This is a genomic window from Novosphingobium resinovorum, from assembly GCF_001742225.1.
GTDB lineage: Bacteria > Pseudomonadota > Alphaproteobacteria > Sphingomonadales > Sphingomonadaceae > Novosphingobium > Novosphingobium resinovorum_A.
Genome location: NZ_CP017077.1, coordinates 296,390 through 318,463 on the forward strand (window position 1 = coordinate 296,390; position 22,074 = coordinate 318,463).

23 protein-coding genes are annotated in these 22,074 nt (G+C 66.7%); 8 read left to right on the forward strand and 15 right to left on the reverse strand.

What is annotated here, in order from left to right; translation table 11 throughout:
- Positions 1 to 58 precede the first annotated feature (58 nt).
- Together BES08_RS26470 and BES08_RS26475 are read left to right on the forward strand one after the other, a co-directional pair.
- Complete coding sequence (locus tag BES08_RS26470; protein ID WP_069709804.1) at positions 59 to 895, forward strand: SDR family NAD(P)-dependent oxidoreductase; 837 nt, start codon at positions 59 to 61, stop codon at positions 893 to 895.
- 132 nt (positions 896 to 1,027) lie between these two features.
- Positions 1,028 to 2,242 carry an aromatic ring-hydroxylating oxygenase subunit alpha gene (locus tag BES08_RS26475; protein WP_069709805.1) on the forward strand — a complete coding sequence of 405 codons (1,215 nt, stop codon included), beginning with the start codon at positions 1,028 to 1,030 and terminating at the stop codon, positions 2,240 to 2,242.
- Positions 2,243 to 2,287: 45 nt separating this feature from the next.
- Here BES08_RS26475 and BES08_RS26480 read toward each other — a convergent pair whose 3' ends face one another.
- From BES08_RS26480 to BES08_RS26495, 4 genes are read right to left on the reverse strand one after another with little or no spacing between them, the layout of a single operon-like run.
- Positions 2,288 to 3,421: an epoxide hydrolase family protein gene (locus BES08_RS26480; protein WP_069709806.1), complete on the reverse strand. Its 1,134-nt coding sequence runs from the start codon at positions 3,419 to 3,421 to the stop codon at positions 2,288 to 2,290.
- Between the two features lie 5 nt (positions 3,422 to 3,426).
- Positions 3,427 to 4,521 carry a phosphotransferase family protein gene (locus BES08_RS26485; protein WP_069709807.1) on the reverse strand — a complete coding sequence of 365 codons (1,095 nt, stop codon included), beginning with the start codon at positions 4,519 to 4,521 and terminating at the stop codon, positions 3,427 to 3,429.
- Positions 4,522 to 4,532: 11 nt separating this feature from the next.
- Positions 4,533 to 6,131, reverse strand: coding sequence for a phytoene desaturase family protein (locus tag BES08_RS26490; protein WP_231958458.1), 1,599 nt, complete (start codon positions 6,129 to 6,131; stop codon positions 4,533 to 4,535).
- Between the two features lies 1 nt (position 6,132).
- Positions 6,133 to 6,969, reverse strand: coding sequence for an SDR family NAD(P)-dependent oxidoreductase (locus tag BES08_RS26495; RefSeq protein ID WP_069709808.1), 837 nt, complete (start codon positions 6,967 to 6,969; stop codon positions 6,133 to 6,135).
- 177 nt (positions 6,970 to 7,146) lie between these two features.
- Here BES08_RS26495 and BES08_RS26500 point away from each other — a divergent pair, with 177 nt between their 5' ends.
- Genes BES08_RS26500 through BES08_RS26510 form a run of 3 tightly spaced genes read left to right on the forward strand, consistent with a single transcriptional unit; the run spans position 7,147 to position 10,260 of the window.
- The gene (locus BES08_RS26500; RefSeq protein ID WP_069709809.1) at positions 7,147 to 7,842 is read left to right on the forward strand and encodes a GntR family transcriptional regulator; all 696 of its coding nucleotides are present in this window, start codon (positions 7,147 to 7,149) and stop codon (positions 7,840 to 7,842) included.
- An 8-nt stretch (positions 7,843 to 7,850) separates the two neighbouring features.
- Entirely contained in the window at positions 7,851 to 9,014 is a 1,164-nt protein-coding gene (locus BES08_RS26505; RefSeq protein ID WP_069709810.1) for an acyl-CoA dehydrogenase family protein, read from the forward strand.
- 28 nt (positions 9,015 to 9,042) lie between these two features.
- Positions 9,043 to 10,260, forward strand: a complete 1,218-nt coding sequence (locus BES08_RS26510; RefSeq protein WP_069709811.1) for a cytochrome P450 — start codon at positions 9,043 to 9,045, stop codon at positions 10,258 to 10,260.
- On the opposite strand, the gene BES08_RS26515 is transcribed toward BES08_RS26510, so the two are convergent.
- The 7 genes from BES08_RS26515 to BES08_RS26545 form a co-directional block, all read right to left on the reverse strand.
- Entirely contained in the window at positions 10,257 to 10,871 is a 615-nt protein-coding gene (locus tag BES08_RS26515) for a malonic semialdehyde reductase (protein ID WP_069709812.1), read from the reverse strand. The genes BES08_RS26510 and BES08_RS26515 overlap by 4 nt on opposite strands.
- Before the next feature lie 66 nt (positions 10,872 to 10,937).
- Complete coding sequence (locus tag BES08_RS26520) at positions 10,938 to 12,164, reverse strand: acyl-CoA dehydrogenase family protein (RefSeq protein ID WP_069709813.1); 1,227 nt, start codon at positions 12,162 to 12,164, stop codon at positions 10,938 to 10,940.
- Positions 12,165 to 12,167: 3 nt separating this feature from the next.
- Positions 12,168 to 12,800, reverse strand: coding sequence for a TetR/AcrR family transcriptional regulator (locus tag BES08_RS26525; protein ID WP_069709814.1), 633 nt, complete (start codon positions 12,798 to 12,800; stop codon positions 12,168 to 12,170).
- On the reverse strand, positions 12,797 to 13,609 hold the full coding sequence (locus BES08_RS26530; protein ID WP_069709815.1) for an SDR family NAD(P)-dependent oxidoreductase: 813 nt from the start codon (positions 13,607 to 13,609) through the stop codon (positions 12,797 to 12,799). Before BES08_RS26530 ends, BES08_RS26525 begins: the two co-directional genes overlap by 4 nt.
- Positions 13,606 to 14,775: an NAD(P)/FAD-dependent oxidoreductase gene (locus tag BES08_RS26535; protein ID WP_069710195.1), complete on the reverse strand. Its 1,170-nt coding sequence runs from the start codon at positions 14,773 to 14,775 to the stop codon at positions 13,606 to 13,608. The genes BES08_RS26530 and BES08_RS26535 overlap by 4 nt, the downstream gene beginning before the upstream one ends.
- A 14-nt stretch (positions 14,776 to 14,789) precedes the next feature.
- Entirely contained in the window at positions 14,790 to 15,365 is a 576-nt protein-coding gene (locus tag BES08_RS26540) for an aromatic-ring-hydroxylating dioxygenase subunit beta (protein ID WP_069709816.1), read from the reverse strand.
- Positions 15,366 to 15,394: 29 nt separating this feature from the next.
- Positions 15,395 to 16,780, reverse strand: a complete 1,386-nt coding sequence (locus BES08_RS26545; RefSeq protein ID WP_069709817.1) for an aromatic ring-hydroxylating dioxygenase subunit alpha — start codon at positions 16,778 to 16,780, stop codon at positions 15,395 to 15,397.
- A gap of 92 nt (positions 16,781 to 16,872) precedes the next feature.
- On the opposite strand from BES08_RS26545, the gene BES08_RS26550 reads away from it, so the two are divergent.
- The gene (locus BES08_RS26550) at positions 16,873 to 17,073 is read left to right on the forward strand and encodes a ferredoxin (protein ID WP_069709818.1); all 201 of its coding nucleotides are present in this window, start codon (positions 16,873 to 16,875) and stop codon (positions 17,071 to 17,073) included.
- Between the two features lie 101 nt (positions 17,074 to 17,174).
- The gene (locus tag BES08_RS26555; RefSeq protein WP_083274847.1) at positions 17,175 to 18,350 is read left to right on the forward strand and encodes an NADH:flavin oxidoreductase; all 1,176 of its coding nucleotides are present in this window, start codon (positions 17,175 to 17,177) and stop codon (positions 18,348 to 18,350) included.
- Positions 18,351 to 18,400: 50 nt separating this feature from the next.
- On the opposite strand, the gene BES08_RS26560 is transcribed toward BES08_RS26555, so the two are convergent.
- The 4 genes from BES08_RS26560 to BES08_RS26575 all read right to left on the reverse strand — a co-directional run bounded on the left by BES08_RS26560 (position 18,401) and on the right by BES08_RS26575 (position 21,327).
- On the reverse strand, positions 18,401 to 19,123 hold the full coding sequence (locus BES08_RS26560) for an SDR family oxidoreductase (RefSeq protein WP_069710197.1): 723 nt from the start codon (positions 19,121 to 19,123) through the stop codon (positions 18,401 to 18,403).
- Between the two features lie 26 nt (positions 19,124 to 19,149).
- On the reverse strand, positions 19,150 to 20,235 hold the full coding sequence (locus BES08_RS26565) for an aldo/keto reductase (protein ID WP_069709819.1): 1,086 nt from the start codon (positions 20,233 to 20,235) through the stop codon (positions 19,150 to 19,152).
- Positions 20,236 to 20,318: 83 nt separating this feature from the next.
- A complete protein-coding gene (locus tag BES08_RS26570) occupies positions 20,319 to 20,759 on the reverse strand; it encodes a nuclear transport factor 2 family protein (protein ID WP_069710198.1) in 441 nt (146 codons plus the stop codon).
- Positions 20,760 to 20,871: 112 nt separating this feature from the next.
- The gene (locus BES08_RS26575) at positions 20,872 to 21,327 is read right to left on the reverse strand and encodes a nuclear transport factor 2 family protein (RefSeq protein ID WP_069709820.1); all 456 of its coding nucleotides are present in this window, start codon (positions 21,325 to 21,327) and stop codon (positions 20,872 to 20,874) included.
- A 150-nt stretch (positions 21,328 to 21,477) separates the two neighbouring features.
- On the opposite strand from BES08_RS26575, the gene BES08_RS26580 reads away from it, so the two are divergent.
- Entirely contained in the window at positions 21,478 to 22,002 is a 525-nt protein-coding gene (locus tag BES08_RS26580; RefSeq protein ID WP_069709821.1) for an ester cyclase, read from the forward strand.
- The last annotated feature ends 72 nt before the right edge of the window (positions 22,003 to 22,074 follow it).

The following is a 22,074-nucleotide window of genomic DNA, read 5'->3' on the forward strand; positions in this document are numbered from 1 at the left end:
GTCCGCGCGGGGGAGAGGCGAAAGCAGCGGCGGTCAGCGCCCGGACAGGAGACGGTGTTTGAGCAGCAGGAATGAAGACCTCGCAGGACGAGTCGCGATCGTGACCGGGGCGGGGCAGGGCATCGGCCACGAAGTGGCGACGGTCCTGGCGGAGCGCGGCGCGACGGTGGTTCTGGCCGACATTCTCGGCGACAAGGTGGACGCCGCCGCGCTGGCGCTGGGCGAGCGGGGCCTGAAGGCCGACGCGATCGCCTTCGATCTGGGCGACGAGGCGGCGGTGGCCGATGCCGTGGTGCGGATCGTGGGCCGGCATGGCCGGATCGACATCGTCCACAACAACGCCGCCTACCAGACGAACGAGCAGCGCGCCGGCGACCTCGACGTGATCCACCTCGATACGGGGGCCTGGGACAAGGCGTTCACGGTCAACGCGCGCGGGCCGATGCTGCTGTGCAAGCACGCCCTGCCGACGATGATCGCCGCCGGCGGCGGCGTGCTGATCCATTCGGCCTCGGGCTTCGGCCTGCTGGGCGAGATGACGCTCACCGCCTATGGCGCGTCGAAGGCCGCGCTCATCAACCTGAGCCGCTTCTTGGCGACGCAGTACGGCAAGCAGGGCATCCGCTCGAACGTGATCGCGATCGGCTTCGTGCTCAGCGAAACGGCGGTGGAATCGACGCCGCAGGTCGTCAAGGACGTGCTGCTCGATCACCACCTCAACCCCGAACTCGGCAGCCCGCGCGACATCGCCAACGTCGTCGCCTTCCTCGCTTCGGACGAATCCCGCTTCGTCAACGGCGCGCTGATCCCCGTCGACGGCGGGTTCACCGCGCACCAGCCGACGATGGTCGATTTCCAGAAGCTGTTCGCGGCGGCCGGAAGCAACCAGTTGTAAGCCCTTCTAAGCACCGCCCAGGCGCGCGTTGCCGACCCTATCTTTCTGCAGGTTGCCGGGCGGCGATCGGCCCTATCTTTCGCGTCTCGGACCCCCGCGGACACGGGGGCCGGCACAGGACGGGAGAGGACGATGCGCGAAGCGGCACTGGAACTGCTCAAGCGGACGATGGACGAACAGCTCGGGCGGTCGGATCATCCGGCGGAGTTTCCGGCTCTGCCGCCGATCCCCGCCGGGCGCTATACCGACCCGCGCTTCGCCGCGCTGGAAAACGACAGGCTGTGGACCGGAAGCTGGCTGCTCGCCGCGATCGAAAGCGAACTGCCGCAGCCGGGCGCTTATCGCCTGTTCGAGAATCTCGACCGTTCGGTGATCGTGTCGCGCGGCAAGGACGGACGGATCCGGGCTTTCCACAATACTTGCCGCCATCGCGGATCACCGCTGCTGCTGGAACCGCAGGGCCGCGCGATGCGCTTCATCTGCCCCTATCATTCCTGGGGCTATGACCTGGAAGGCACGCTGCGCTCGGTGCCGGGGCAGAGCGACTTTCCCTGCCTCGACAAGGCGGAGAACGGCCTGGTCGAAGTGCGCTGCGAAAGCCATCGCGGGTTCGTGTTCGTCAACTTCGACGCCGATGCGGCCCCGCTCGCGGATTTCCTGGGCGAATTCGTCGCGCTGACCGAGGGCTATCCGCTGGAGCGGCTGGTCGTGAAGGACCGCTTCCTGATCGAGATGGATTGCAACTGGAAGATCGCCTACCACAACTTCCTCGAAATCTACCACGTCAACACCGTCCACCCGCGCACGCTGGCGCCGCACCTGGATTCCAGCAGCTTCGTGATCGCGCTCTACGAAGGCGGGCACATGCGGTTCGGGACGCGCAAGAAGGGCGGAGACTCGCTGTTCGAGACGCCGCCCGTCCAGCCCGGCGACATCGCCGAGGTGTTCCTCGAAAACACGATCGCGCTGCCGACTTTCCCGAACACGTTCTTCTCGCTCGATCCGGTCGGCTTCAACCTGCAGTGCTTCTGGCCGGCCGGGCCCGACCGTTCGATCATGGAAGTGCGCCAGCTCGGCTGGGCCTCGGACAGCGAGGCGGACAAGACGTTCTGGTCGGGCATGCGGACCGCGACCGAGCACATCCTGTCCGAAGACATGTGCCTGTTCGCCAATATCCAGCAGTCGCTGCGCAACGGCGCGCTGCCCGCGGTCGTCACCGGCTACCAGGAGCGCGCGCTCTACTGGTTCGAGGAGGAGATCGACCGCCGGATCGGGCCGGAGCATATCCCGGCGGAGTTGCGCGTCGAACCGCGCATCAGTGCGTTCATGGCACCGCGCAGCGCCTGACGGGCTGTGAAGGGGCGCGCCGTTCGGGGCGCCCCTTTCCTCCGGTTACGCCCCCATCGCGGCGAAGCAGGTGCGCAGTTCCTGTACGAATAGGTCCGGCTGTTCGAACGCGGCGAAGTGGCCGCCTGCCGGCAGCTCGTTCCAGTGGACGAGGTGGGGGTAGCTGCGCTCGGCCCAGCGGCGGCTGGGACGGAAGATCTCCTGCGCGAAGATGCTCACCCCCACCGGCAGTTCCAGCGTCTGCGCCCGGAACGCGTTGGCGCTTTCCCAATAAAGCCGTCCCGAGGACACGGCGGTGTTGTTCAGCCAATAGAGGCTGATATTGTCGAGCATGGCGTCGCGCGACAGCGCGTCTTCGGGATCGCCGCGGTTGTCGGTCCAGGCCTGGAACTTCTCGTAGATCCACGCCGCCTGGCCGACGGGGGAATCGGCGAGCGCATAGCCGATCGTCTGCGGGCGGGTGCTCTGCAGCTTGGCATACCCGGAATCATGGTCCTGGTAATGCTGCATCCGCGCGACCGTCTTCGCCTCGGCTTCGGTAAGGTCGGCGAAATCGCTCTCCTCGGGGAACACCAGCGGCATGTTGAGGTGGACGCCGGTGCATTCCGGCGGGCGGGCCATGGCGATCGCGGTCGTCACCGCCGCGCCCCAGTCGCCGCCTTGCGCGAAGAAGCGGGCATATCCCAGCCGCCGCATCAGCCGGATCCAGGCATCGGCGATCTTCTCGACCCCCCAGCCGGTGCCGCTGGGCCTTTCGGAAAAGCCGTAGCCGGGCAGCGAGGGGATCACGACGTCGAACGCCGGCGCATCGGGCGCGTCCGGCGCGGTGAGCGGGACGATCACGTTCAGGAATTCAAGCACCGAGCCGGGCCAGCCGTGCGTCAGCAGCAGCGGCGTGGCGCCGGGCCGGGGGCTGCACACGTGGATGAAGTGGATCGCCAGCCCGTCGATCTGCGTGGTGAACTGCGGCAGCGCGTTCAGCGCGGCCTCGCAGGCGCGCCAGTCGTAGCCGTGGCGCCAGTAGTCGCACAAGGCCCGCAGCCGGGCGATGGGCACGCCCTGGCTCCAGTCCTCGACCGTCTGCGGCTCGGGCCAGCGCGCGGCGTCGAGGCGGCGGTGGAGGTCCTCGATCGCGGCTTGCGGGATGGCGACGGTGAATGGGGTGATCGCGTCCGACATGGCGTTCAGAACGTGACACCGAGGGCGTCTACGGTGCCCAGGTCCTCGCCCGCGACGAAGATGCGCTCGACGATGTGCAGGCCCTTCTGGCCCCATTCGTCCATGTTCGCGATCCACGCCTGCATCGCGTAAGGCGGCCAGCGGCGGTAGTATTCCCAAAGCGTGTCGTCATCCGGCACGCCTTGCGCCCCGGTCTCGACCAGGCACTGGCGATAGTGGCGCAGCAGGTCGCGGTCGTTGGCGCGGCGCTCGTCGATGGTCAGCGCGCCGAGGATGAAATACGTGAAATCGCGGATCGGGCGTCCCTTGCGCACCAGTTGCCAGTCCAGCCACACGCGTTCGCCATCCGGGCGGACGTAGCTGTTGCCCTGGTGGCTGTCGCCGTGGACCAGGCACCAGGGGCCCTGCTCCTTGGTCTGCGCGAAATCGATCAGCGCGTCGAACACGGTGTGCAGGCGCGAGAGGTTGCCCTTGATCCATGCCGGCAGGAAGGCCTGGTATTCCGCCTTGACGTGATTGCGCTCGGCGAAGCTGTACATCATGTGCAACTGCTGCGTGTCGACCGGGGTGGCCATCGAGACCGGCACCCAATCCGCCGCGTGCAGCACCGGGCTGTCCCAGAAGGCGCCGTGGATGCGTGCCAGACTGGCCACCGCGCGCGCTGCTTCCTCGACACCCATGTGATCGGTGCTGATACCGAAGTGGCCGCCCTCGATCGACAGGTCCTCCATCATCACCAGCCCTTGGCCGCTGTCGGCGCGCGGGTCCCAGGCTTCGAAGTAGGAGCGCGGTGCGGGGAAGGCGACGTGGCCGCGGAAGTCCTCGTAGAAACGCGCTTCCAGGCGGCAGATGCCCTGGCTTTCGAACTGCGCCCAGTTGGCCTTAAGGCACACGTTCTGCGGGATGCCCGCCGCCTTGCCGACGTCGTTGAGCGTCAGCTTGACCTGGTACTTGGTGGTGTGGCTGTTGCGCAGGAAGACCTTTTCCATCGCTTCCACGACGATGCCGGGATAGCGCGGCTGCATGATTGCGGTCAACCACTGCGGGGTCACGTCTTCAAGGCGGGCAGGGATGCCAACCGGATTCGCCAATACCGTCATCGCCCGCTCTCCTATTTCGTTTTCTTGAGTTCGCGCAGCGCGCGGTTGGCGGCGATGCGCCCGGCGATGCCCGATACGCCGCCGCCCGGATGCGCCCCCGCGCCGCCGATCAGGAAGCCGGGGAAGGGTGGCTTCGGTCCGCCGAAGCCGGTGGCAGGGCGATGCACGCCCGATCGCAAGGCGCCGAAGTCGATGTGGGTGACGCAGCCGTTGGTGACGTTCAGCCGCTTCTCGCGCTCGCGCGCGGTTTCGACGAAGCGGCCGACCTCGGTGTCGAGGCCTTCGTAGAACTCGCCCAGGTGCGCCTTGATCGAGGCCATGGTGCTGTCCTTGAGCGCGGGCGACCAGCCCTCGCGCGCGTCGACCGCGACGCCGGGCAGGTAGACGTAAGCGAGCGAGCCGCCGGGCGGGGCCTGCGTCGGGTCGGAGTTGGACAGCGGGCTCAGCGACATCGCGTGGCGCTGCGGAATGTCGCCGCGCCGCGCGGTGGCGAAGGATTCGCGCACTTCCTCGGGCGTGCCGATGAGGCCGACCGCCTTGTTGAGATCGGCGCCGTCGTGGCGCAAGTCCTGGTGGCGCTTGAGCGTCAGCGGGCCCGACATCGCGATGTTGGCGAGGAACGGGGCCGAGTTGGAGCGGTTGGCCGGGGCGTGTTCGATGCGCTGCACCAGTTCGCGCGGGACGCCGCCGGGCGTCGTCAGGCGCATCGCGGTGCGCGGATCGCAGGTGGCGATCACCATCTTCGCGCGGATTACCCGGCCGTCGGCCAGCCGCACGCCGCGCGCCGCGCCGCCGTCGACGATGATTTCGGCGACCGGCGCGTTCAGCTCGATGCGCGCGCCCGACGCCTTGATGCTGCGCGCGAGCGCGTTCGAGAACGACTGCAGACTGCCGATCGGCTTGCCGGTGCCGTATTTGTGAGTCACCGCGAAGATCATGTAGGCGGCGGCGTTGCCGTCGTCGTCCACCGGCCCCGCGCCGGCGGCGATGCCTAACAGCAGCGCTATCGTGGCGGGATGCTCGAAGCGTTCGCAGGCGATCTGGTCCGCCGTCGCCTTGGACATGGCGACCAGTTCGTCCTTCAGGCGCACGTTGCGCACCGCGGCGCCGATCATCTTCGACGCGTTGCGCAAGTCCGGCCGGCCGGGTTCGGACATCATCATCGGAAAGCCGATGTCCATCATCACGTTCAGCGTCTTCATGAACGCGAGGTAGGCCTTGCCGTCGTTGCGGTTGATCCGCGCGATGTCGTCGGCGGTGCGCTCGTAGTCGTAGAACAGCGCGATCGAACTGCCGTCGGGATGGAGGTAGGCGTAGGTCGGATCGGGATCGACTGTGCGCAGGCCGTACTTAGCCAGCTCGAAGTCCTCGATGATCCCGGACTTGCGCGCGAACAGCAGTTCCACCGCGCACGGTGTGACGAGGTGCTCGGGCGCTTCGGGGATCATGTACCCCGAACTGGTCATGCCGCCCACTTTGTCGAGCCGCTCGACGACCACGACCTTCTTGCCCTCGCGCGCGAGATAACCGGCGGCGGCCATGCCGTTATGGCCGGCGCCGATGACGACTACGTCCACCGCCTCGCCGATGACGCTTGCTTGCGCGGCCATTTCAGGCGTCCGCGGCAGCGGTGTAGGCCTTGCCCCACTCGGCCAGGGCGATCAGGCGGGCCTTGCGGTCGGCCTCGATCTGCGGGATCTTTGCCTCGTCCGGGCCATCGGGCACCAGCACCAGCGGCTCTTTGCCCAAGCTGGCGAGCGCCAGCGCGCAGACGTCGGCCGGATCGTAGGCGATCGAATAATCCATGCCCAGCCCCTCGGTGGCGCGGCGCAGCGTGGGCGTGTCCATGATCGGCGCGGCGATTCCGACGATGTCGACGTTGCGGCCCTCAAGCTCGGCCCATAGCGACTCGACGAAGTTCAGCTCGAACGCCTTGGTCGCCGAATACATCACCAGCCACGGCTGCCCGCCCAGCCCCGCGCCCGAGGACATGACGATGATCCCGCCCTTGCCGCGCGCCAGGAAGCGGTTGCCGAAGCCGTGTGTGGCTTCGAGCACGTTGGCGGCGTTCATCCTCAGCAGCCGCAGCGAACGGTCGACCGGCTCGCCGAAGAAGCTGTTGCCGGCGCCGTCCGCGCCCGCGTTCGAAATGTAGAGGCCGATGTCGAGGTCGGCCGTCGCCTCGACCAGCCGTGCGCCCGCGCCGGGTTCGGTGAGGTCGGCGGTCAGGCTGCGGAAGGCGATGCCGTAGCGGTCTTCGAGGCTTTGCCCCAGCGCATCGAGCGCGGCGGCGCGCCGCGACACCAGCACGAGATTGATGCCCATCGCCGCAAGCTGCTCGGCATAGCAAGCGCCGGTTCCCTCGGACGCACCGGCGATGATGGCCCAGGGGCCATAGCGTTCGACGAAGGCGGCTTTGTCCAGTTTTGGCACGTCGATCTTGCGCATCGGCTTCTTCCTCTCGCTCGCGGTGGCTCGGCCGTGACCGGCGACCGCTGTTCGCGAGGGAGACTAGAAGACGGCGCGCCAAGTCCCGCCTATCTAGGGGAAGGAGGTCTGAAATGCCCGGCGGATCCTATCTCCCGGTAGGCCCCGCACCGGCGCGAGAATCGCATTCTATAGAATATGGAACGCGCAAAAGCCCTCACCGCCGATCCCATCGCGCTGCAGGGCGCGTCCGTCACGCTGCGGCAGGCGGTGATCCATAGGCTGCGCGACCGGATCGTCGATGGCACCCTGGCGCCCGGCCTGCTGCTGCGCGAAAACGACCTGGCGCAGCGCATGGGCGTAAGCGCCACGCCCGTCCGCGAAGCGCTGGGCACGCTGGCGTCCGAAGGCCTCGTCGAAATCGAGGCGCACCGGCTCAAGCGCGTGACCCCGATCGACCGGACCGCGACGTGCGACCTGATGCGGGTGCAGGCGGAGTTGTGGCGGCTGGGATACCGCTGGGGCATGCCCAACCTTGGCGCGGCGCAAGTCGCCCTCCTCGACCAAGCGGTCGCCCGCTACCGCGCCGCGCTAGATAGCGGCGAATACATGGCCGCGATCCGGGCGGGGCTCGATTTTCACACCGTGTTCATCATGGCTTCGCAGAACCGCGAACTGTTGCGTTCCACGCTCGACCGGCGCGGCTTGATCGCCCGCTACATCTTCCTGCACGGCATTCAGACGCTCACCTCGGTCGGCCTTTCCCAGCACGTAAGCATCCTGAGCGCCTTCCGGTCGGGCGACCACACGGCGGTTCTGGCCTGCCTTGACCGGATGGCCGCGCGCCTCGTGGCGCTGTGCGACGACGTCGGCGACACCTTTTCCCACCAGTAAGGACGACCATGGATTTCGAACTCCCCGAGGAATATCGCGCGTTCCGCGACACCGTCCGCCGCTGGGTCGACAAGGAAGTGCCCAAGGCCTGGGCGCGAGAACTCGAACGCGACGAGCACGCCTATCCCTTCGCCTTGTGGGACAAGTTCACCGAGGCCGGCTTCCACGGCGTCGGCATCGCGGAGGAGTTCGACGGGCAGGGCGGCGACGTCGTCATGCAGATGCTGCTGGCACGCGAGCTTGCACGGTCGCTGGGAGGGCTCGCGTGGATCTGGGGCATCACCAGCTTTGCCGGCTCCAAGTCCATCGGGCTTTACGGGTCGCCCGAACAGAAGGCGAAGTACCTGCCGCTGATCGCCACCGGGCAACTCAAGGCGGCGATCGCCTTCACCGAACCGGGCGGCGGCACCGACCTGCTGGGCGCGATGGCGACCACGGCGGAAACGGTCGACGGCGGCTGGAAGCTGAACGGCGAGAAGATCTGGTCGTCGTCCGCGCACGTCGCCGATTACCTGCTCGTCATCGCGCGGAGCGACAGGAATGCCGAGAAGAAGCATCTGGGCCTGACGCTGTTCTGGGTGCCGACGAAGACCGCTGGCGTGACGATCACCCCGCTCGCCAAGCTCGGCATGCGCTCGATGGGCAGCTGTTCGGTCCATTTTGAGGATGCGTTCGTGGCCGACGAACAGGTCCTGGGAGAGCCGGATAAGGCCTGGTACATGCTGCTACCCACGCTTAACAACGAGCGCGTCATGGTCGGCGCGTTCTGCTTGGGCGTGATCGATGGGGTGCTGGAAGACGCGCTCGACTACGCGAAGCAGCGCAAGGCGTTCGGCGGCATCATCGGCCGTTTCCAGGCGTTGCAGCACTACATCGCCGACATCGCCACGATGCAGAAGACCACCGAACTGATGCTGCACTACTGCGCGCACAAGCAGGCGCGCGGAGAGAACGTGGGCGTCGAGGCCAACATGCTGAAGCTGATGGCGTCCGAGAACGCCAATGCCGCGGCGGACCTGGGCATCCAGATCCTGGGCGGCATGGGCTATTCGGCGGAAACCGACATGCAGCGCTACTGGCGCGACAGCCGGCTGTGGCGGATCGGGCCGATCACCAACGAGATGGTGCGCAATGGGATCGCCGAAAGCCTCGGCCTGCCCCGCTCCTTTTAAGCGACCGCCAAGCAGGAGGATACGAGAGATGATGTTCGCGCAGCAGCCCATTCCGGGCCACGTGCCGGCCGAACTGGTCGCGCCTGACTTTCCGTTCATTTTCGGGCTGACGACCGAGCAGGACCCCTTCGACGACCTGGCGATGCACGTCCACGAGGGCCCGGACATCGTCTATGCGCCGCACGCTTATCCGGGCGGTACGGCGGCATGGGTGCCGCGCCGGATGGCGCACTTGCGCGCCATCTACCTCGATACCGAGCATTTCTCGTCGACCGATTTCTCGCCGTTTTCCAAGCTGATCGGCGGCGAATGGATCAGCTCTCCGGCGGAACTCGATCCGCCTCGGCATGGCCCTTTTCGCCAGATGGTCAATCCCGCCTTCACCCCGCGGGCGATGGCGGCGCTGGAGACGCGGATCCGCCAGTACGCGGTGGAATACATCGACGCTTTTGCCGCGCGCGGCGAATGCGAATTCATGGGCGAATTCGCATTCGAGTTCCCGATCAAGGTCTTCATGGACCTGATGGGCCTGCCGCATGACCGCGTGGGCGAGTTCATGGAGTGGGAGATGAACCTGCTCCACAACCACGATCTGGCGAAGATCGCCGAGGCGACGCGCAACGTCATCGACTACCTGAGCGCCGAGATCGAACACCGCCGCGCCAATCCACGCGACGATCTCATCACGTACGGCGTCCAGGGCCAGATAGTGGGGCGTAGCTTGACTCAGGACGAGTTGCTGGGCTTCATGTTCAACCTGTTCATCGGCGGCCTCGATACCGTGTCCACCAACATGGGCCTGCATTTCCGGCACCTGGGGCGCAATATGGAGGACCAGGCGCTCCTGCGCGCCAACCCTTCGGACATTCCCCATGCCATCGACGAATTGATGCGGGCCTATGGCGCGGTGACGACGTTCCGCTCCTGCCGGAAGGAGACCGAGCTGGCCGGCGTGCGTTTCATGCCTGGCGACAAGGTGGCGATGTCGACCACGCTGGCGGGGCGTGATCCGGCGGAGTTCGACGATCCGACCGCCGTGCGCCTCGATCGCAAACCGCGCCACGTGGGCTTCGGCTTCGGCATTCACACTTGCGTCGGCATGCACCTCGCCCGCCGCGAACTGCGGATCGCGATGGAGGAGTTCCTCGCCCGCATTCCCGAGTTCCGCATCGCGCCGGGGCACCAGGTCCGTTGCCACCTGGGCATGATCCAGCCAGTCGCACTGCCGCTGGTGTGGGATACTTAAAGGTCGAGGCAGGCTTCTTCGAAATCGAGGCGGGGATTGCGCGGGAACAGGCCCTGCGCGTCCCCGTAGCCGATGTTGCACAGGAAGTTGCTGCGCCAGCGCCCGTCGGGGAAGAACTCGGCGTCGAGCCCCGCCTTGTCGAACCCGGACATCGGGCCGCAGTCCAGGCCCAGCAGCCTGGCCGCGATCATCAGGTACGCGCCCTGCAGCGTCGAGGAACGGGCGACCGTCTCCTCGATCAGTGCCGGTTTGCCTTCGAACGCGGCGCGCATGTCGCGCGCGGGGAACAGCTTGGGGAACAGTTCGTGGAACCGGGTGTCGCCAGCGATGATGACGGTGCAGGGCGCCGTGGCCACCTTGTCGACGTTGCCGGGATTGACGTGCGGCAGCAGCCGCTGCTTCGCGGCGGCGGAGCGCACGAACACGAAGCGGCCCGGATTGCCGTTTGCCGCCGTCGGCCCCCACCGCGCCAGATCGTACAGCGCCCGCACGGTGCGATCGTCGACGCGGCGGTCGGTCCAGGCGTTGTGGCTGCGTGCCTGCAGGAACAGGCGGTCCATCGTGGCGGCATCGAGCGGGGCGGCGTCGAGCGGGTCGGCGGTCACGGTCATGGCGGTTCACCTTTGCCGCAGGATGGCGCGCCGCCCACCGGCAAGGCGGGCGGCGCGTAGAGGCGATCAGTACGATCCGGGCGGCGAGATCGGGTCGGCCCCGGCCTTGTTGCGGCCGTAGATCTCGTAGCCGATGGTCGGGATGTTCTGGATGTGCCGCGTCGCCATCGACACGTCGCGCCAATAGCGGTTGATCGGCTTGTCAGTGGCGAAGCCGGACGAGCCCGCCTGGAACATCAGCGATTCGCTGGCGCCGTGGACCAGTTCGATGATCTGCGCGGTCGCCGCGCGGTGGCGGGCCTTTTCGGGCAGCGTGTACTCTTCGCCGAGGCCCACGCGGTCGAGCTTGGCGGTCACGTCGAACAGGATCAGCCGCGCGGTGTCGATCATCGCTGCGGCTTCGCCGAGGTCGCGCATGTAGGCGCCCGAATTGGTGCGCGGGGTGATGAAGGTCGTCAGCACCGGTTTGCCGGGCGATTCGGCGGTGACGATCTCGAGCATCGCCTCGACCGCGCCGATCAACTGGGCGACGCCGGTGACGCGCACCACGGGGACGGCAGGGAGCAGGTCCGAGGGCGCGCCGAAGTGGCGCTTGGTGCGGTCGATCTGGCCGGCGCGCTCGTCCATCAGCACCATCTGCGCGTCGGGAATGAAGACGTCCTTGGCGATCGCGGTGTCCGAGCCGGTGCCCTGCATGCCGCTGACGAACCAGGTGTCCTCGATCGTCATCGCGTCCATCGGCAGGTAGCACATGCTGATGCCGGGCACGACCGGACCGTCATAGCCTTCCAGCACCACGCCCTGCTGCGCCCACTTCGACTGGCGCGAGCCGGACATGTAGGGCCAGCGGCCGTTGATGATCCAGCCGCCGTCGACCTTGCGGGCCTTGCCGGGCGGGTTGTACGCGCCGCAGACCGGCTGCGGGCCTTCGCCGAAGATCGCATCCTGCACGCCATCGGGCGCGAGGCTGGTGATCCAGCTCGTGCCGTTGACGATCTGCATCACCCAGCTCACCGCCGGATCGCCCTTGGCGATCTCGATCTGGACGCGGCAGAAGTCGGTGGGCGACAGGCCGAAACCGCCGACCCGCTTGGGCAGCAGCAGCCGCAGGAAGCCTTCGTCGGTCAGCATCTGGTGCACCGCCGGGGTCGGGCTGCGGCGCTTTTCGCCCGCCGGGGCCTCGCCCTGCAGGAAGCTGCGCAGGCTGCGGGCCTTTTCGACGAACGCGTCGGCCGTGGCCTTGTCGGCGAAGTCGCCGTCTACCCCGACCTCGATTTCAGCCATAGTCGCCATCGGTCATCCTTTCTCTGATTTTGTCTGATTTCTTGCGATCTTGAGCGCCCATTCGTACAGTCGGTCGGGAGCGTCGTTCCAGATGTTCAGCCAGTCGTCGGTGGCGGGGATGATGAGCGTGCTCAGTTGCAGGCGCACCATGGTGTCGCAGAACGTGTCGCGGTCGAGCGGGCAGCCGACGACGGTTTCGAAATGGTCGAGCACGGGATCGAGCGCGCGGCGCACCGCGGCCTTGTGCCGGGCGAAGTGGGTGCGCAGGAAATTGAGGTGGAAGGCCGGCTCGACCTCGAAGATGCCATCCGGCGAACGCTCGACGGTGAACCGGGCGTAGAAGCGCATGACCGAACGGAAGCGCTCGATCGGCTCGGCAATGGACTCGCCCGCTTCGACGATGCCCCGTTCGAAATTGATGCACACGTATTCGCTGACGGCGGCCAGCACCTCGTCCTTGGAAGCGAAGTAGCGATAGAGCGTACCGCGCGAAACGCCGCTGCTTTCGCTGATGTCGCTCATCGAGAGCCGGCGCGCGCCCATGCTGCCGATCGCCCGCAGCGTCCCGTCGAGAATCTTGAGGACGCTGCCGGTCTGGTCGGTCTCGACCAGATTGCTCCAGTTCGGAGGTGGCATCAGTTTCATGTTTGCGCTTCCATCTCGGCGAGATTGTGGGGAACGCTCACATAGCCCGGTAGATGCTGGCCGCCATCCACATTGATAAGCTCGCCATTGACGAAGCGGGACATTTCCGAGGCTAGGAACAGCACGACCGGGCCGATGTCCTTTTCCGGGTCGCCCGCGCGTTTCAGGGGATTGCTGGCGGTCGCCATGTCGAGGAAGCCGGGAACGGTGTCGACCAATTCGGCGAAGACCTGGCCCATGCCGGTTGGCGCGATCGCGTTGGTGCGAATGTTGAAACGCCCCCATTCGACCGCCGCGCTGCGGGTGAGACCCAGGATCGCGCCCTTGTTCATGTTGTAGTCGGCGTGGAGCCACGCGCCGGTCTGCGCGTCGATCGAATAGAAGTTCACCACCGAGCCGCCGCCGCGCGCCTTCATGTGCGGGAAGGCCGCGCGCATCGCCCACCAGGTGCCCCAGGTGCCGATCTCCAGCGTGCGCTGGAGCATTTCGTCGGTCTTCTGTTCGAGCAGGATGTTGTCCGAGAGCAGCGAGGCGTTGTTGACGAGGATGTCGAGACCGCCGAACTCGGCGACGGCGCGTTCGACCATCGCCTCGACGTGGTCCTTCACGCCCATGTCCGCGGATAGGCCCGCCGCGCGCACGCCGAACTCTTCGGTGAGTTGCGCCGCGACCGCTTCTGCGGCGGCCCCGTCGCGGCCGGTGACGAGCACGTGCGCCCCGTCGCGGGCGAGGCAGCGCGAGATGCCGTAGCCCAGACCCTTGGCGCCGCCGGTGACGATCGCAACTTTGCCTTTTACCAAACCCGTCATGCTGCAAGTCCCGTCGTTTGCTCGCTCAGAGCGCGGTCCATGTTCATGCGCTCCTGGCAGTAGTCTTGTGTGAAAACGTAGCCGCGCACGGAACCGCGCCGATCGCGGAATAAGTACTTCAGGCCCTTTTCGTCGTTCGCCGTCTCCTCCCAGGCACCCTCGACCCCTTGCGGGGCGGGCAGCAGGACGACGGGGCACGCGGTGGTCTTGACCTGCACCGAAAGCGGCGGGAAGCGGATTTCCATCGGCGTGCCGAGCACGCTGGGCGCGATCGCCCGCGCCGCCGCCATAATCGGAGTGACGTAGGCGGCCAGCCCTTGCGGATACTGCGCGCAGTCGCCGATCGCGAAGATGTGCGGGTCGCTGGTGCGGCCGGTCTGGTCCACCACGATGCCGCGCGCGACATCGAGCCCCGCGTCTGCCGCCAGTTGCAGATGCGGGCGCAGGCCCACGGCCGAAAGCACCGCCGCGGCTTCGATCGTCTCGCCGCCGTCCAGTTCGGCACGGATGCCGGTGCCGGACTTGTGGATCGCGAGGACCTTGCGGCCGAGGTGCCATTCGACGCCCTTTGCGGCGAGCGCCTCGCGGATAGCCGATCCGACGCCCGCCGGGACCAGTTGTGCCAGCGGATGCGAGAGCATGTCCACCACCACCGGGCAGTAGCCGGTGGCGGAAAGGTCGTTGGCGAACTCGGTGCCGACCAGCCCGCCGCCCATCACCAGAACGCGTGCGCCCTCTGGCAGGATCGCGCGGAATTCGCGGTAGTTGTCGAGGTTGTTGACCGCCAGCGCGCGATGGGCGGCGTCGCCGTCGATCGGTGGTCGCACCGGATCGGCGCCCAGCGCCAGCACTAGCTTGTCGTAGAAGATCGGCCCGCCGGTGGTCAGCACCGCCTTGTCCTCGCGGTCGATCGCCTCGACCTCGCGCCCGGCGCGCAAGTCGAGGCGAAGCTGCGCGGCCATCTTTTCGGCAGGCGTGGTGACGAGCGTGTCGGCGACCTTGCCCTTGGCCAGCGCGGTGGACAGCGCCGGCTTGGAGTAGAAGTGCCCATCGTCGCGCGTCACCAGCGTCAACCGCGCGTCCGGCGCAAGTTTGCGAAGCTCGCGCACGACGCCGTAGCCGGCCAGGCCACTGCCGATCACCACGATATGCGGGGATGCCGTCACCACCGTGCTCCCGGTCAGAGGAAAATGGCGAAGTTGGACATGCCCAGCGTCGACTGGTCGACGATGATCTCGCGCCGGGCCAGCTTGTATGCGCCGTCGACGAGCCGCCAGACGTCGCGGCGCTCGGCGGTGATCGTCTCGTTGTCCGGATTGTCGAAACGGCTGCGCTCGACGTAGAGGTAGCTGACCACCTCGTATTCGCCGGGTGTGTCGCATTCGGCGGCGCGCACGTTGGTGACGAAGCGGCGGGTGCGCGAGGGCGGGTCTTCCGCCCAGGCGCTTTTTGACAGGCGTCCGGTGCGCATCAGCATCGAATCGTAGTTCTCGTCGAAGTGCTTCATCGTGCGCACCACGTCGCGGTCCTTGTTGGGACCGTTGCGGGTGAGGCGCAGCGGCGCGGTGTAGCTGAGGTCTTTTTCGAGATAGGCGACCCAGTCGTCGAACCGGCGCTCGTCCAGCGCGGCCGCTTCGTCGTACAGCGTTTCGAGCAGGCGGTTGTAGACTTCCGAGCCGAGCGGAACGCGCTTGGTCGAGACCAGGCCGCGCATGACGCCGGTCTTTTCGACCGCGGCAGTGGCGTAGTTCACCATGATGGTATCCTCTCTCTTGTTCGGGCGGCTCAGGCGCGGGTCATTAGGTCGTAGTAGGCCATCCACCAGGCCCACTGCGTGTCGTCCTTGGTGAAGCCGGGGTAGAGATCGCCGCCGCCGACCCAGCCTTCGGGACGTTCGTGGCCGTGGAGCGCCTGGTACTTGAGCGTGATGGTCTTGCTCATGTGGCCGCGCGAATTGCGCATGATCTGCGGCCAGGTGTCGGCATCGTCCTGCTCGATCGTGCCCGAGGTGCCGGTGCTCCAGATCGCGTTCTGCAGCATGTCGCGCTTGACGTCCTCGGGTGCGTCCTTCTCGGCGAAGATGAAGTTCACGAACTCCACCCGGTCCGGCCCCTTGGGCACGTAAGTGTGCAAGGACAGCGCCCCCGAAGCACCGCCGTCCGCGCGCGGGGCGAAGATGAAGGCGATCAGGATGTTCGGGAACATGCCGCCGACCTGCGGCGGGATGGTGGCCAATTGCTTCACCTGGTCTTCCGACAGGTTCTTGAATAGCTGCGGGATCAGGTCCTTGGTGATGCCCGGCGGCGGCAGCAGGTGGAGGCATTCCTCGACTGACTTACCCTCGAAGCTGACGTCGGCGAACATCTTGAAGGTCTGCGCCGCCTCGAGGCAGCGCAGCGTGTGGCCCTGCGGCACCGACAAGTCGACGCCGTACATGCCCGGCGCGGTGTCGTAGATCGATTCGGCGGTGCCGCCCATGATCCCGCCTTCCATCAGCGAGCGGTGCAGTGTCAGCGTGTGGAAGCCGTCGGAACCGGACTGCTCGCCAGGAATCTTCCAGTTGCACGGCAGCACGAAACGCTGCGGGGGGCCAAGCATCTCCAGCCCGCTGTCAGTGCGGCAGAACAACTGGTCGAGGTAGAACTTGGCGTCGCCCAGGTACTCCTCGAAAGGCAGGTCCTCGTTCCAGGTGGCGAAGATCAGGCCGCCGTAGAGGTGGACCTTGGCCTTCTTGAGCCCGAGTTCGTCCTTCCCCCGCTTGTTGCCGTGCATCTGCTCCTTTTCGATTGGCGCGCCGATGAAGCTGCCGTCGGCGCGGAACGCCCAGCCGTGGTAGATGCAGCGGTGCGCGTGGGCGTTGCCCGCTTCCGCCGTGCACACCTTCATCCCGCGATGCGGGCACACATTAAGCATGACGTGGATTTCGCCGCTGCGATCGCGCGAGACGATGACGTTGTCCTCGGCCATGTCGCGCATGACGTAGTCGCCGGCCTTGGGGATCTCGGTCTCGTGGCCCAGCAGCAGCCAGGTGCGCGCGAAGATGCGCTCCATTTCGACTTCGTAGAGTTCCTTGTCGTTCATCACCCGCAGCGAGACTTCGTTCATGTCGCGGTCGATGAGGTCGTCGATGGTCGTGCCATCGGTCAGCGTAAGCCCCGAGTTGTGAAGCATTTTCCTCTCCTTGGAAAATATCGTTGTTCGCATGATACATATTGAACTAAAACTGTTCAAGCTGTAATATCAGTGGGAGAGGAGAGAAAGCGATGACGCTGAAGGTTGTGATCGATAAGGCGGCGTGCTGCGGGTACGGGGTCTGCGCGGAAATATGCCCGGACGTGTACAAGCTGGACGCCAACGGCATCGTCTACGTCGATGACGAAACCGTCCCCGAGGGGATGGAGGACCTGGCCCGCGAAGGCGCCGAAGCCTGTCCTCAGTCCGCGCTCGCGGTGGTCGATGCGTGACGTTTCTCTCCCTCGGCCGCGCGCCCTTGGCTGCGCGCGATCGCCGCTGGAAAAACCTGCCCTCGGATAGGTCCTATGACCTGTCGCGCTGGACAGGATCCATGCGCGACAAGGGAGAGATACTGGTGGGCGCCGATACCGACATTCTGTTCACGCCGTTCGATGCGGGCGGGCTGACGCTGCGCAACCGGTTCGTGATGGCGCCCATGACGCGCAATTTCTCGCCTGGCGGCATCCCGTCCCCAGGCGTGGCCGACTATTACCGGCGGCGGGCAGCGGCGGACGTCGGCCTGATCGTGACGGAGGGGGTCGGGGTCGATCATCCCGCGGCGCTGGGCCGCGAATCGGTGGGCGGCGGCGCCTCGCCCGTGCTGCACGGCGAGACGGCACTGGCGCGCTGGCGCGAGGTCGTCGCTGCGGCGCACGAGGAGGGGGGCAAGATCGTCCCGCAACTGTGGCACCAGGGCGTGATCCGCGCTCCCGGCACCGGCTATCACCCCGAAGCGCCATCTGCCCGCCCTTCGGGAACCTGGGGGCCGACCGAGGGGGCGATGGTGCCGCCAGACTACCTCGAACTGGTCCGCCAGGATACCGCCCCGCTGACCGAGAGCGAGATCGGCGACATCATCGCCGGCTTCGCGCGCAGCGCCGCCAACGCCCGCGCGGTCGGCTTCGACGGTGTCGCGCTGCACGGGGCGCACGGCTACCTGATCGACAGCTTCATCTGGCAGCAGACCAATCGCCGCGCCGATGGCTGGGGCGGCGACCTGCCGGCGCGCGCGCGCTTCGCAGCCGAAGTGATCCGCGCGGTGCGTGCGGCCACCGCGCCGGACTTCCCGATCGTCTTCCGATTCTCGCAATGGAAGCTGCAGGACTACGACGCCAGGATCGCCGCAACCCCGGCCGAGCTGGAAGCCTTGCTCGCCCCGCTCGTCGATGCCGGGGTCGACGTGCTGGACGCCAGCACCCGCATCTTCACCCGGCCCGCGTTCGAAGGGTCGGACCTTGGGCTGGCGGGCTGGGCGAAGAAGCTCACCGGCAAACCCACCATGGCGGTGGGCGGAGTGGGCCTCGACAAGGACCTGCAATCCTCCTTCGCGCAGCCCACCGTCATGACCGACAACCTCGCCCTCGTCGCCGAGCGCGTTGCGAAAGGGGAGTTCGATCTCGTCGGCGTCGGCCGGGCGCTGCTGATGGACGCCCAATGGGTCCGCCGCACGCGCGAAGGGCAGGCGGTGAATCCATTCCGGCTGGAAGCCTACGGCTCGCTGGACTGACCCGCGAGCAATCCGTCGTCCCGGACTTGATCCGGGACGACGCCCCCCGCTCAATGGCTATCCGCCGCAGCGTAGACCTGGATGCGCGCAAGGTTGGTCCGCTCCGGCTGCAGCGCCATATGGACGATGGCGCCGGCCACGTCCTCGGGCTGCATTGGCGGAATGAAGCTGTCCCAGCCCGGTTCGCCGCGGCTCTTCATGTCGTCGAAGATTTCGGTGCTGGTCGTGCCGGGCGCGACGATGCCGACCTTCACCCCGCTGCCCGCCAGTTCGACGCGCAGGCAGTCGGTGAACGCCTCCAGCGCGCGCTTGAGGCCGCCGTAGACGCCGACGCCAGGAGCGACGATCTGGGCGCCGATGCTGGAGATGTTGATGATCTGGCCGCGCCCCGCCGCCTTCATCGTGCGCCCGAACAGCGTGCTGGTCCGCACCACCGCTTCGTAGTTCAGCGCGATCATCGGGCGCAACTGGTCGAGATCGAACAGGTCGAGCGGCGCGGCGTGGAGGATGCCGGCGTTGTTCACCAGAATGTCGGTCCGTCCGAAACGGTCGAGGACGAAATCGTGCACCGCCTGCGCCGCGTTAGGTTCGGCCATGTCGATGGCGAAGGGCTGGCTGTCGGGCCCTAGCGCGCGAGCCAGGGCCTCAAGCTTTTCCGCCCGGCGTGCGACGGGGACGATGGTAGCGCCTTCGCGGGCCAACGCGCGCGCCGTCGCCTGGCCAATGCCCGAGGATGCTCCGGTCACGATCGCCACTTTTCCGTCCAGGTTCATGAGAAATCCATCGTCCTTGCGATCGTTCAAAGTTGCGCGGCATGGCCCGCGCCGCGCGGCAGGATCGTGGTCCCCCCGGTCAGTCCGCGGCGGATCATGGGCGCGGCGAGGAAATCGTGCGGGAAGCCCGGTTCGAACCGGCTCGCCTCCTCCAGCCGCGCGACGTGGTCCGCTTCGAGGGCGACGCCCAGCGCGCCCAGATTGTCGTCCAACTGCCGCATGGTGCGCGCGCCGATCAGCGGCGAAACCACGGCGGGGTTGCGCAGCGTCCAGGCGATGGCGACTTGCGCGGAGGTGACGCCGATCTCGTCCGCGACCGCCTTCACCGCATCGGCGATCGCGACGGCGCGCGCGTTCACCCGGCCCGTCGCCGCGAGCAGCGGCGCTCGCCCTCCCGGTTCCTCGGCCGTTTCCCCGGCCGTCGCGCCGGTCGCATATTTTCCGGCGAGCCGCCCGCTCGCCAGCGGAGACCACGGCAGCACGCCGATGCCCAGCGCCTGCGCTGCGGGGATTAGGTCGCGCTCGGCGGTGCGCTCGATGAGGTTGTATTCGACCTGCAGCCCCGCGAACTGCGTCCACCCGCGCAACTCCGCCACGGTCTGCAGCCGGGCGATCTGCCATGCGGGGGTGTCCGAAATGCCCAGGTACAAAACCTTGCCCTGCCGCACCAGATCGTCGAACGCGCGCAGGATTTCGTCGCCGGGCGTGGTCCCGTCCCAGACGTGGAGGAAAAACAGGTCGATCCGGTCGGTGCGCAGGCGCTTGAGGCTGGTCTCCACCGTCTGCATCATCGTGCGGCGGCTGTTGCCCGCGGCGTTGGGATCGCCCTCGCCACGCGTGAGCGAATACTTGGTGGCGAGGACCAGGCGTTCGCGCTTGGCATGGGCGAAAGCGCCGGTCAGGTCTTCGGAGCGGCCGTCGGCGTAATAGCCTGCGGTATCGATGAAGTTGCCGCCGCGATCGACGTAGGCGTCGAACATGCGGCGCGACTCGTCCTCGGGCGCGCCCCACTCCTCGCCGAATGTCATGGTCCCCAGCGACAGCGGCGATACGCGCAGGCCGGAGCGGCCGAGCAACCGATACGTGTCGAGCGAAAGCGGCGCCTGTGTCATCGAATGTCCTGTCTCGAACGTGTCCTGCGCCTATTCACCAAGCGCGGCCGCGCCGGTCCCCCGCCGGGCGACACGGCCCGCCGTCATTCGTCGAGGCTCGCCTTGACGAGGGTGAAGCGGCGGCGCGCGATCTTCCAGCCATCGGACGTTCGCACCAGCGCATCATCGTAGTACCCCTCTGCGCGGTGCGTGACGCCCGAGTGGACCGGCGTCAGGATCGCGTCGACATAGCTTCGCGCCAGAACTTCGTTGTTCTGGTTTTCGATGGTGATGTTGGTGATGCGAAACAGAGTCGGCCCCAGCCGCCGGTGCGTCGCCTCCATGAACTCGGCGATCTCGCGCAGGCCGCGCCAGTGCCCGAACGCGCCGTAATCGGCTTCGCAATCGGGCGAGAAGCAGGTCCTGAACAGCGGCCAGTCGCGATTGTCGATGCTGGTCGCGTAGCGGAACAGCAGCCTGGATATTTCCCGCTCGTCCTCCGCGCAAATCGGTCGTCGCCGCGCCAGGCTGCAGTGTCCTCGCATGGTGTCGCTCCTGTTTGCCTCGACCGACACCATACGTGTACCGTGTAGTGGCTGGCCCGCCGAACGATAGGGGGCGGCGCCGATCGCAGCGTTTTCGTCCACCGACGGGCGATCAGCCGGGCAGTTGCGCGGCGAGCCAGTCGGGCACGTTCAGGCTGTAGCATTTCTGCTCGTAGAGGCGGGCGATCCGCCACCCTTGGGCGGTGCGCACGAAATCGTGCAGGTACCACAGGCCGAACACCAGCGTATCAATGGTGGTGCCATCGTTCACCGTCATCGGATTGTAGCAGGCGGTGCGGGTCTTCGCGCGATCGCCGTCGATCTCGTAGCGGGTGGTCGACACCGCGTGCTGGAAGGCCTGGATCGGGGCCAGACTTTCCGACAGGAACCGCTTGATCTCCGGCAGCCCGCCCTTGACGCCGACCATTTCGGAATAGTCGATCACCGCGTCATCGGTGAACACCGCGTCCAGCGCGTCCCAGTCGCGCGAATCGACCGCATAGCAATAGCTGACGATCAGGTCCTGAATCTCGAACCGATCGGACATTTCCTGCAGACTGAGCGGCATGGCTTCTCTCCCGTTTCCTGAAGCGGGGGCTCGCATGCGCACAGTGTCTCGCGGCCTTCCGTCGGGTAGGTGCCGGTAGATGCACGGCGAATGAAGAAAGCGGTACCACGGCGCTGCTGCGGACAATTTTACGATAAAGGAGAGATATTTATGGGCCTCGCCCCATTCACCGAAGCCGATTTCGTTCTGTCCCCGGAGAAGCGGGCGGAAATTACCGATGGGCTGACCGATCGCCAGGCGTTCATGGTCAACCACTGGATGGACCTGCACGAAGTCATCAACCGCGGCGACTGGGACGGCATGGACGCCTTCTTCAACACCGAAACGATGACCTACGACAATCCGAACCGCCCGGATCTCGGCACCTATCACGTCTGGAAGACCTCGCCCCAGGGCCTCTACACGACGTTCCCGCCCAGCATCTACCGCACGCTGAAGGCCTGGGGCCGCGGTGAGGACGAGATCTGCGTGCTGTGCCACCACCACGGCAAGCACACCGGCGGTCCCTACATGGGCGTCCAGCCGACCGGCAACGAGCTGAACGTGCTGTGGTTCTCGTGGCTGCGCTTCCGTGGCGACAAGATCGACCACATCTATTCGATCTCGGACGTGCTGACGATGCTCAAGGACCTCGAAGTCATTCAGGTTCCGCAGCCGGTCGATCCCTACAAGTGATTACTTGCGCTACCCGGTCGGCGCGAAGCCGGCCGGGGGCGTGTGGATATAATCGTCCCCTTCGCGCAGCGA

What these genes read in the sequence shown, in the direction of transcription:
- BES08_RS26475 (WP_069709805.1), top strand. Translation starts at nt 1,028, where the DNA reads ATGCGCGAAGCGGCACTGGAACTGCTCAAGCGGACGATGGACGAACAG.
- BES08_RS26480 (WP_069709806.1), bottom strand. Translation starts at nt 3,421, where the DNA reads ATGTCGGACGCGATCACCCCATTCACCGTCGCCATCCCGCAAGCCGCG.
- BES08_RS26485 (WP_069709807.1), bottom strand. Translation starts at nt 4,521, where the DNA reads ATGACGGTATTGGCGAATCCGGTTGGCATCCCTGCCCGCCTTGAAGAC.
- BES08_RS26490 (WP_231958458.1), bottom strand. Translation starts at nt 6,131, where the DNA reads ATGGCCGCGCAAGCAAGCGTCATCGGCGAGGCGGTGGACGTAGTCGTC.
- BES08_RS26495 (WP_069709808.1), bottom strand. Translation starts at nt 6,969, where the DNA reads ATGCGCAAGATCGACGTGCCAAAACTGGACAAAGCCGCCTTCGTCGAA.
- BES08_RS26500 (WP_069709809.1), top strand. Translation starts at nt 7,147, where the DNA reads ATGGAACGCGCAAAAGCCCTCACCGCCGATCCCATCGCGCTGCAGGGC.
- BES08_RS26505 (WP_069709810.1), top strand. Translation starts at nt 7,851, where the DNA reads ATGGATTTCGAACTCCCCGAGGAATATCGCGCGTTCCGCGACACCGTC.
- BES08_RS26510 (WP_069709811.1), top strand. Translation starts at nt 9,043, where the DNA reads ATGATGTTCGCGCAGCAGCCCATTCCGGGCCACGTGCCGGCCGAACTG.
- BES08_RS26515 (WP_069709812.1), bottom strand. Translation starts at nt 10,871, where the DNA reads ATGACCGTGACCGCCGACCCGCTCGACGCCGCCCCGCTCGATGCCGCC.
- BES08_RS26520 (WP_069709813.1), bottom strand. Translation starts at nt 12,164, where the DNA reads ATGGCGACTATGGCTGAAATCGAGGTCGGGGTAGACGGCGACTTCGCC.
- BES08_RS26525 (WP_069709814.1), bottom strand. Translation starts at nt 12,800, where the DNA reads ATGAAACTGATGCCACCTCCGAACTGGAGCAATCTGGTCGAGACCGAC.
- BES08_RS26530 (WP_069709815.1), bottom strand. Translation starts at nt 13,609, where the DNA reads ATGACGGGTTTGGTAAAAGGCAAAGTTGCGATCGTCACCGGCGGCGCC.
- BES08_RS26540 (WP_069709816.1), bottom strand. Translation starts at nt 15,365, where the DNA reads ATGGTGAACTACGCCACTGCCGCGGTCGAAAAGACCGGCGTCATGCGC.
- BES08_RS26545 (WP_069709817.1), bottom strand. Translation starts at nt 16,780, where the DNA reads ATGCTTCACAACTCGGGGCTTACGCTGACCGATGGCACGACCATCGAC.
- BES08_RS26550 (WP_069709818.1), top strand. Translation starts at nt 16,873, where the DNA reads ATGACGCTGAAGGTTGTGATCGATAAGGCGGCGTGCTGCGGGTACGGG.
- BES08_RS26555 (WP_083274847.1), top strand. Translation starts at nt 17,175, where the DNA reads ATGCGCGACAAGGGAGAGATACTGGTGGGCGCCGATACCGACATTCTG.
- BES08_RS26560 (WP_069710197.1), bottom strand. Translation starts at nt 19,123, where the DNA reads ATGAACCTGGACGGAAAAGTGGCGATCGTGACCGGAGCATCCTCGGGC.
- BES08_RS26565 (WP_069709819.1), bottom strand. Translation starts at nt 20,235, where the DNA reads ATGACACAGGCGCCGCTTTCGCTCGACACGTATCGGTTGCTCGGCCGC.
- BES08_RS26570 (WP_069710198.1), bottom strand. Translation starts at nt 20,759, where the DNA reads ATGCGAGGACACTGCAGCCTGGCGCGGCGACGACCGATTTGCGCGGAG.
- BES08_RS26575 (WP_069709820.1), bottom strand. Translation starts at nt 21,327, where the DNA reads ATGCCGCTCAGTCTGCAGGAAATGTCCGATCGGTTCGAGATTCAGGAC.
- BES08_RS26580 (WP_069709821.1), top strand. Translation starts at nt 21,478, where the DNA reads ATGGGCCTCGCCCCATTCACCGAAGCCGATTTCGTTCTGTCCCCGGAG.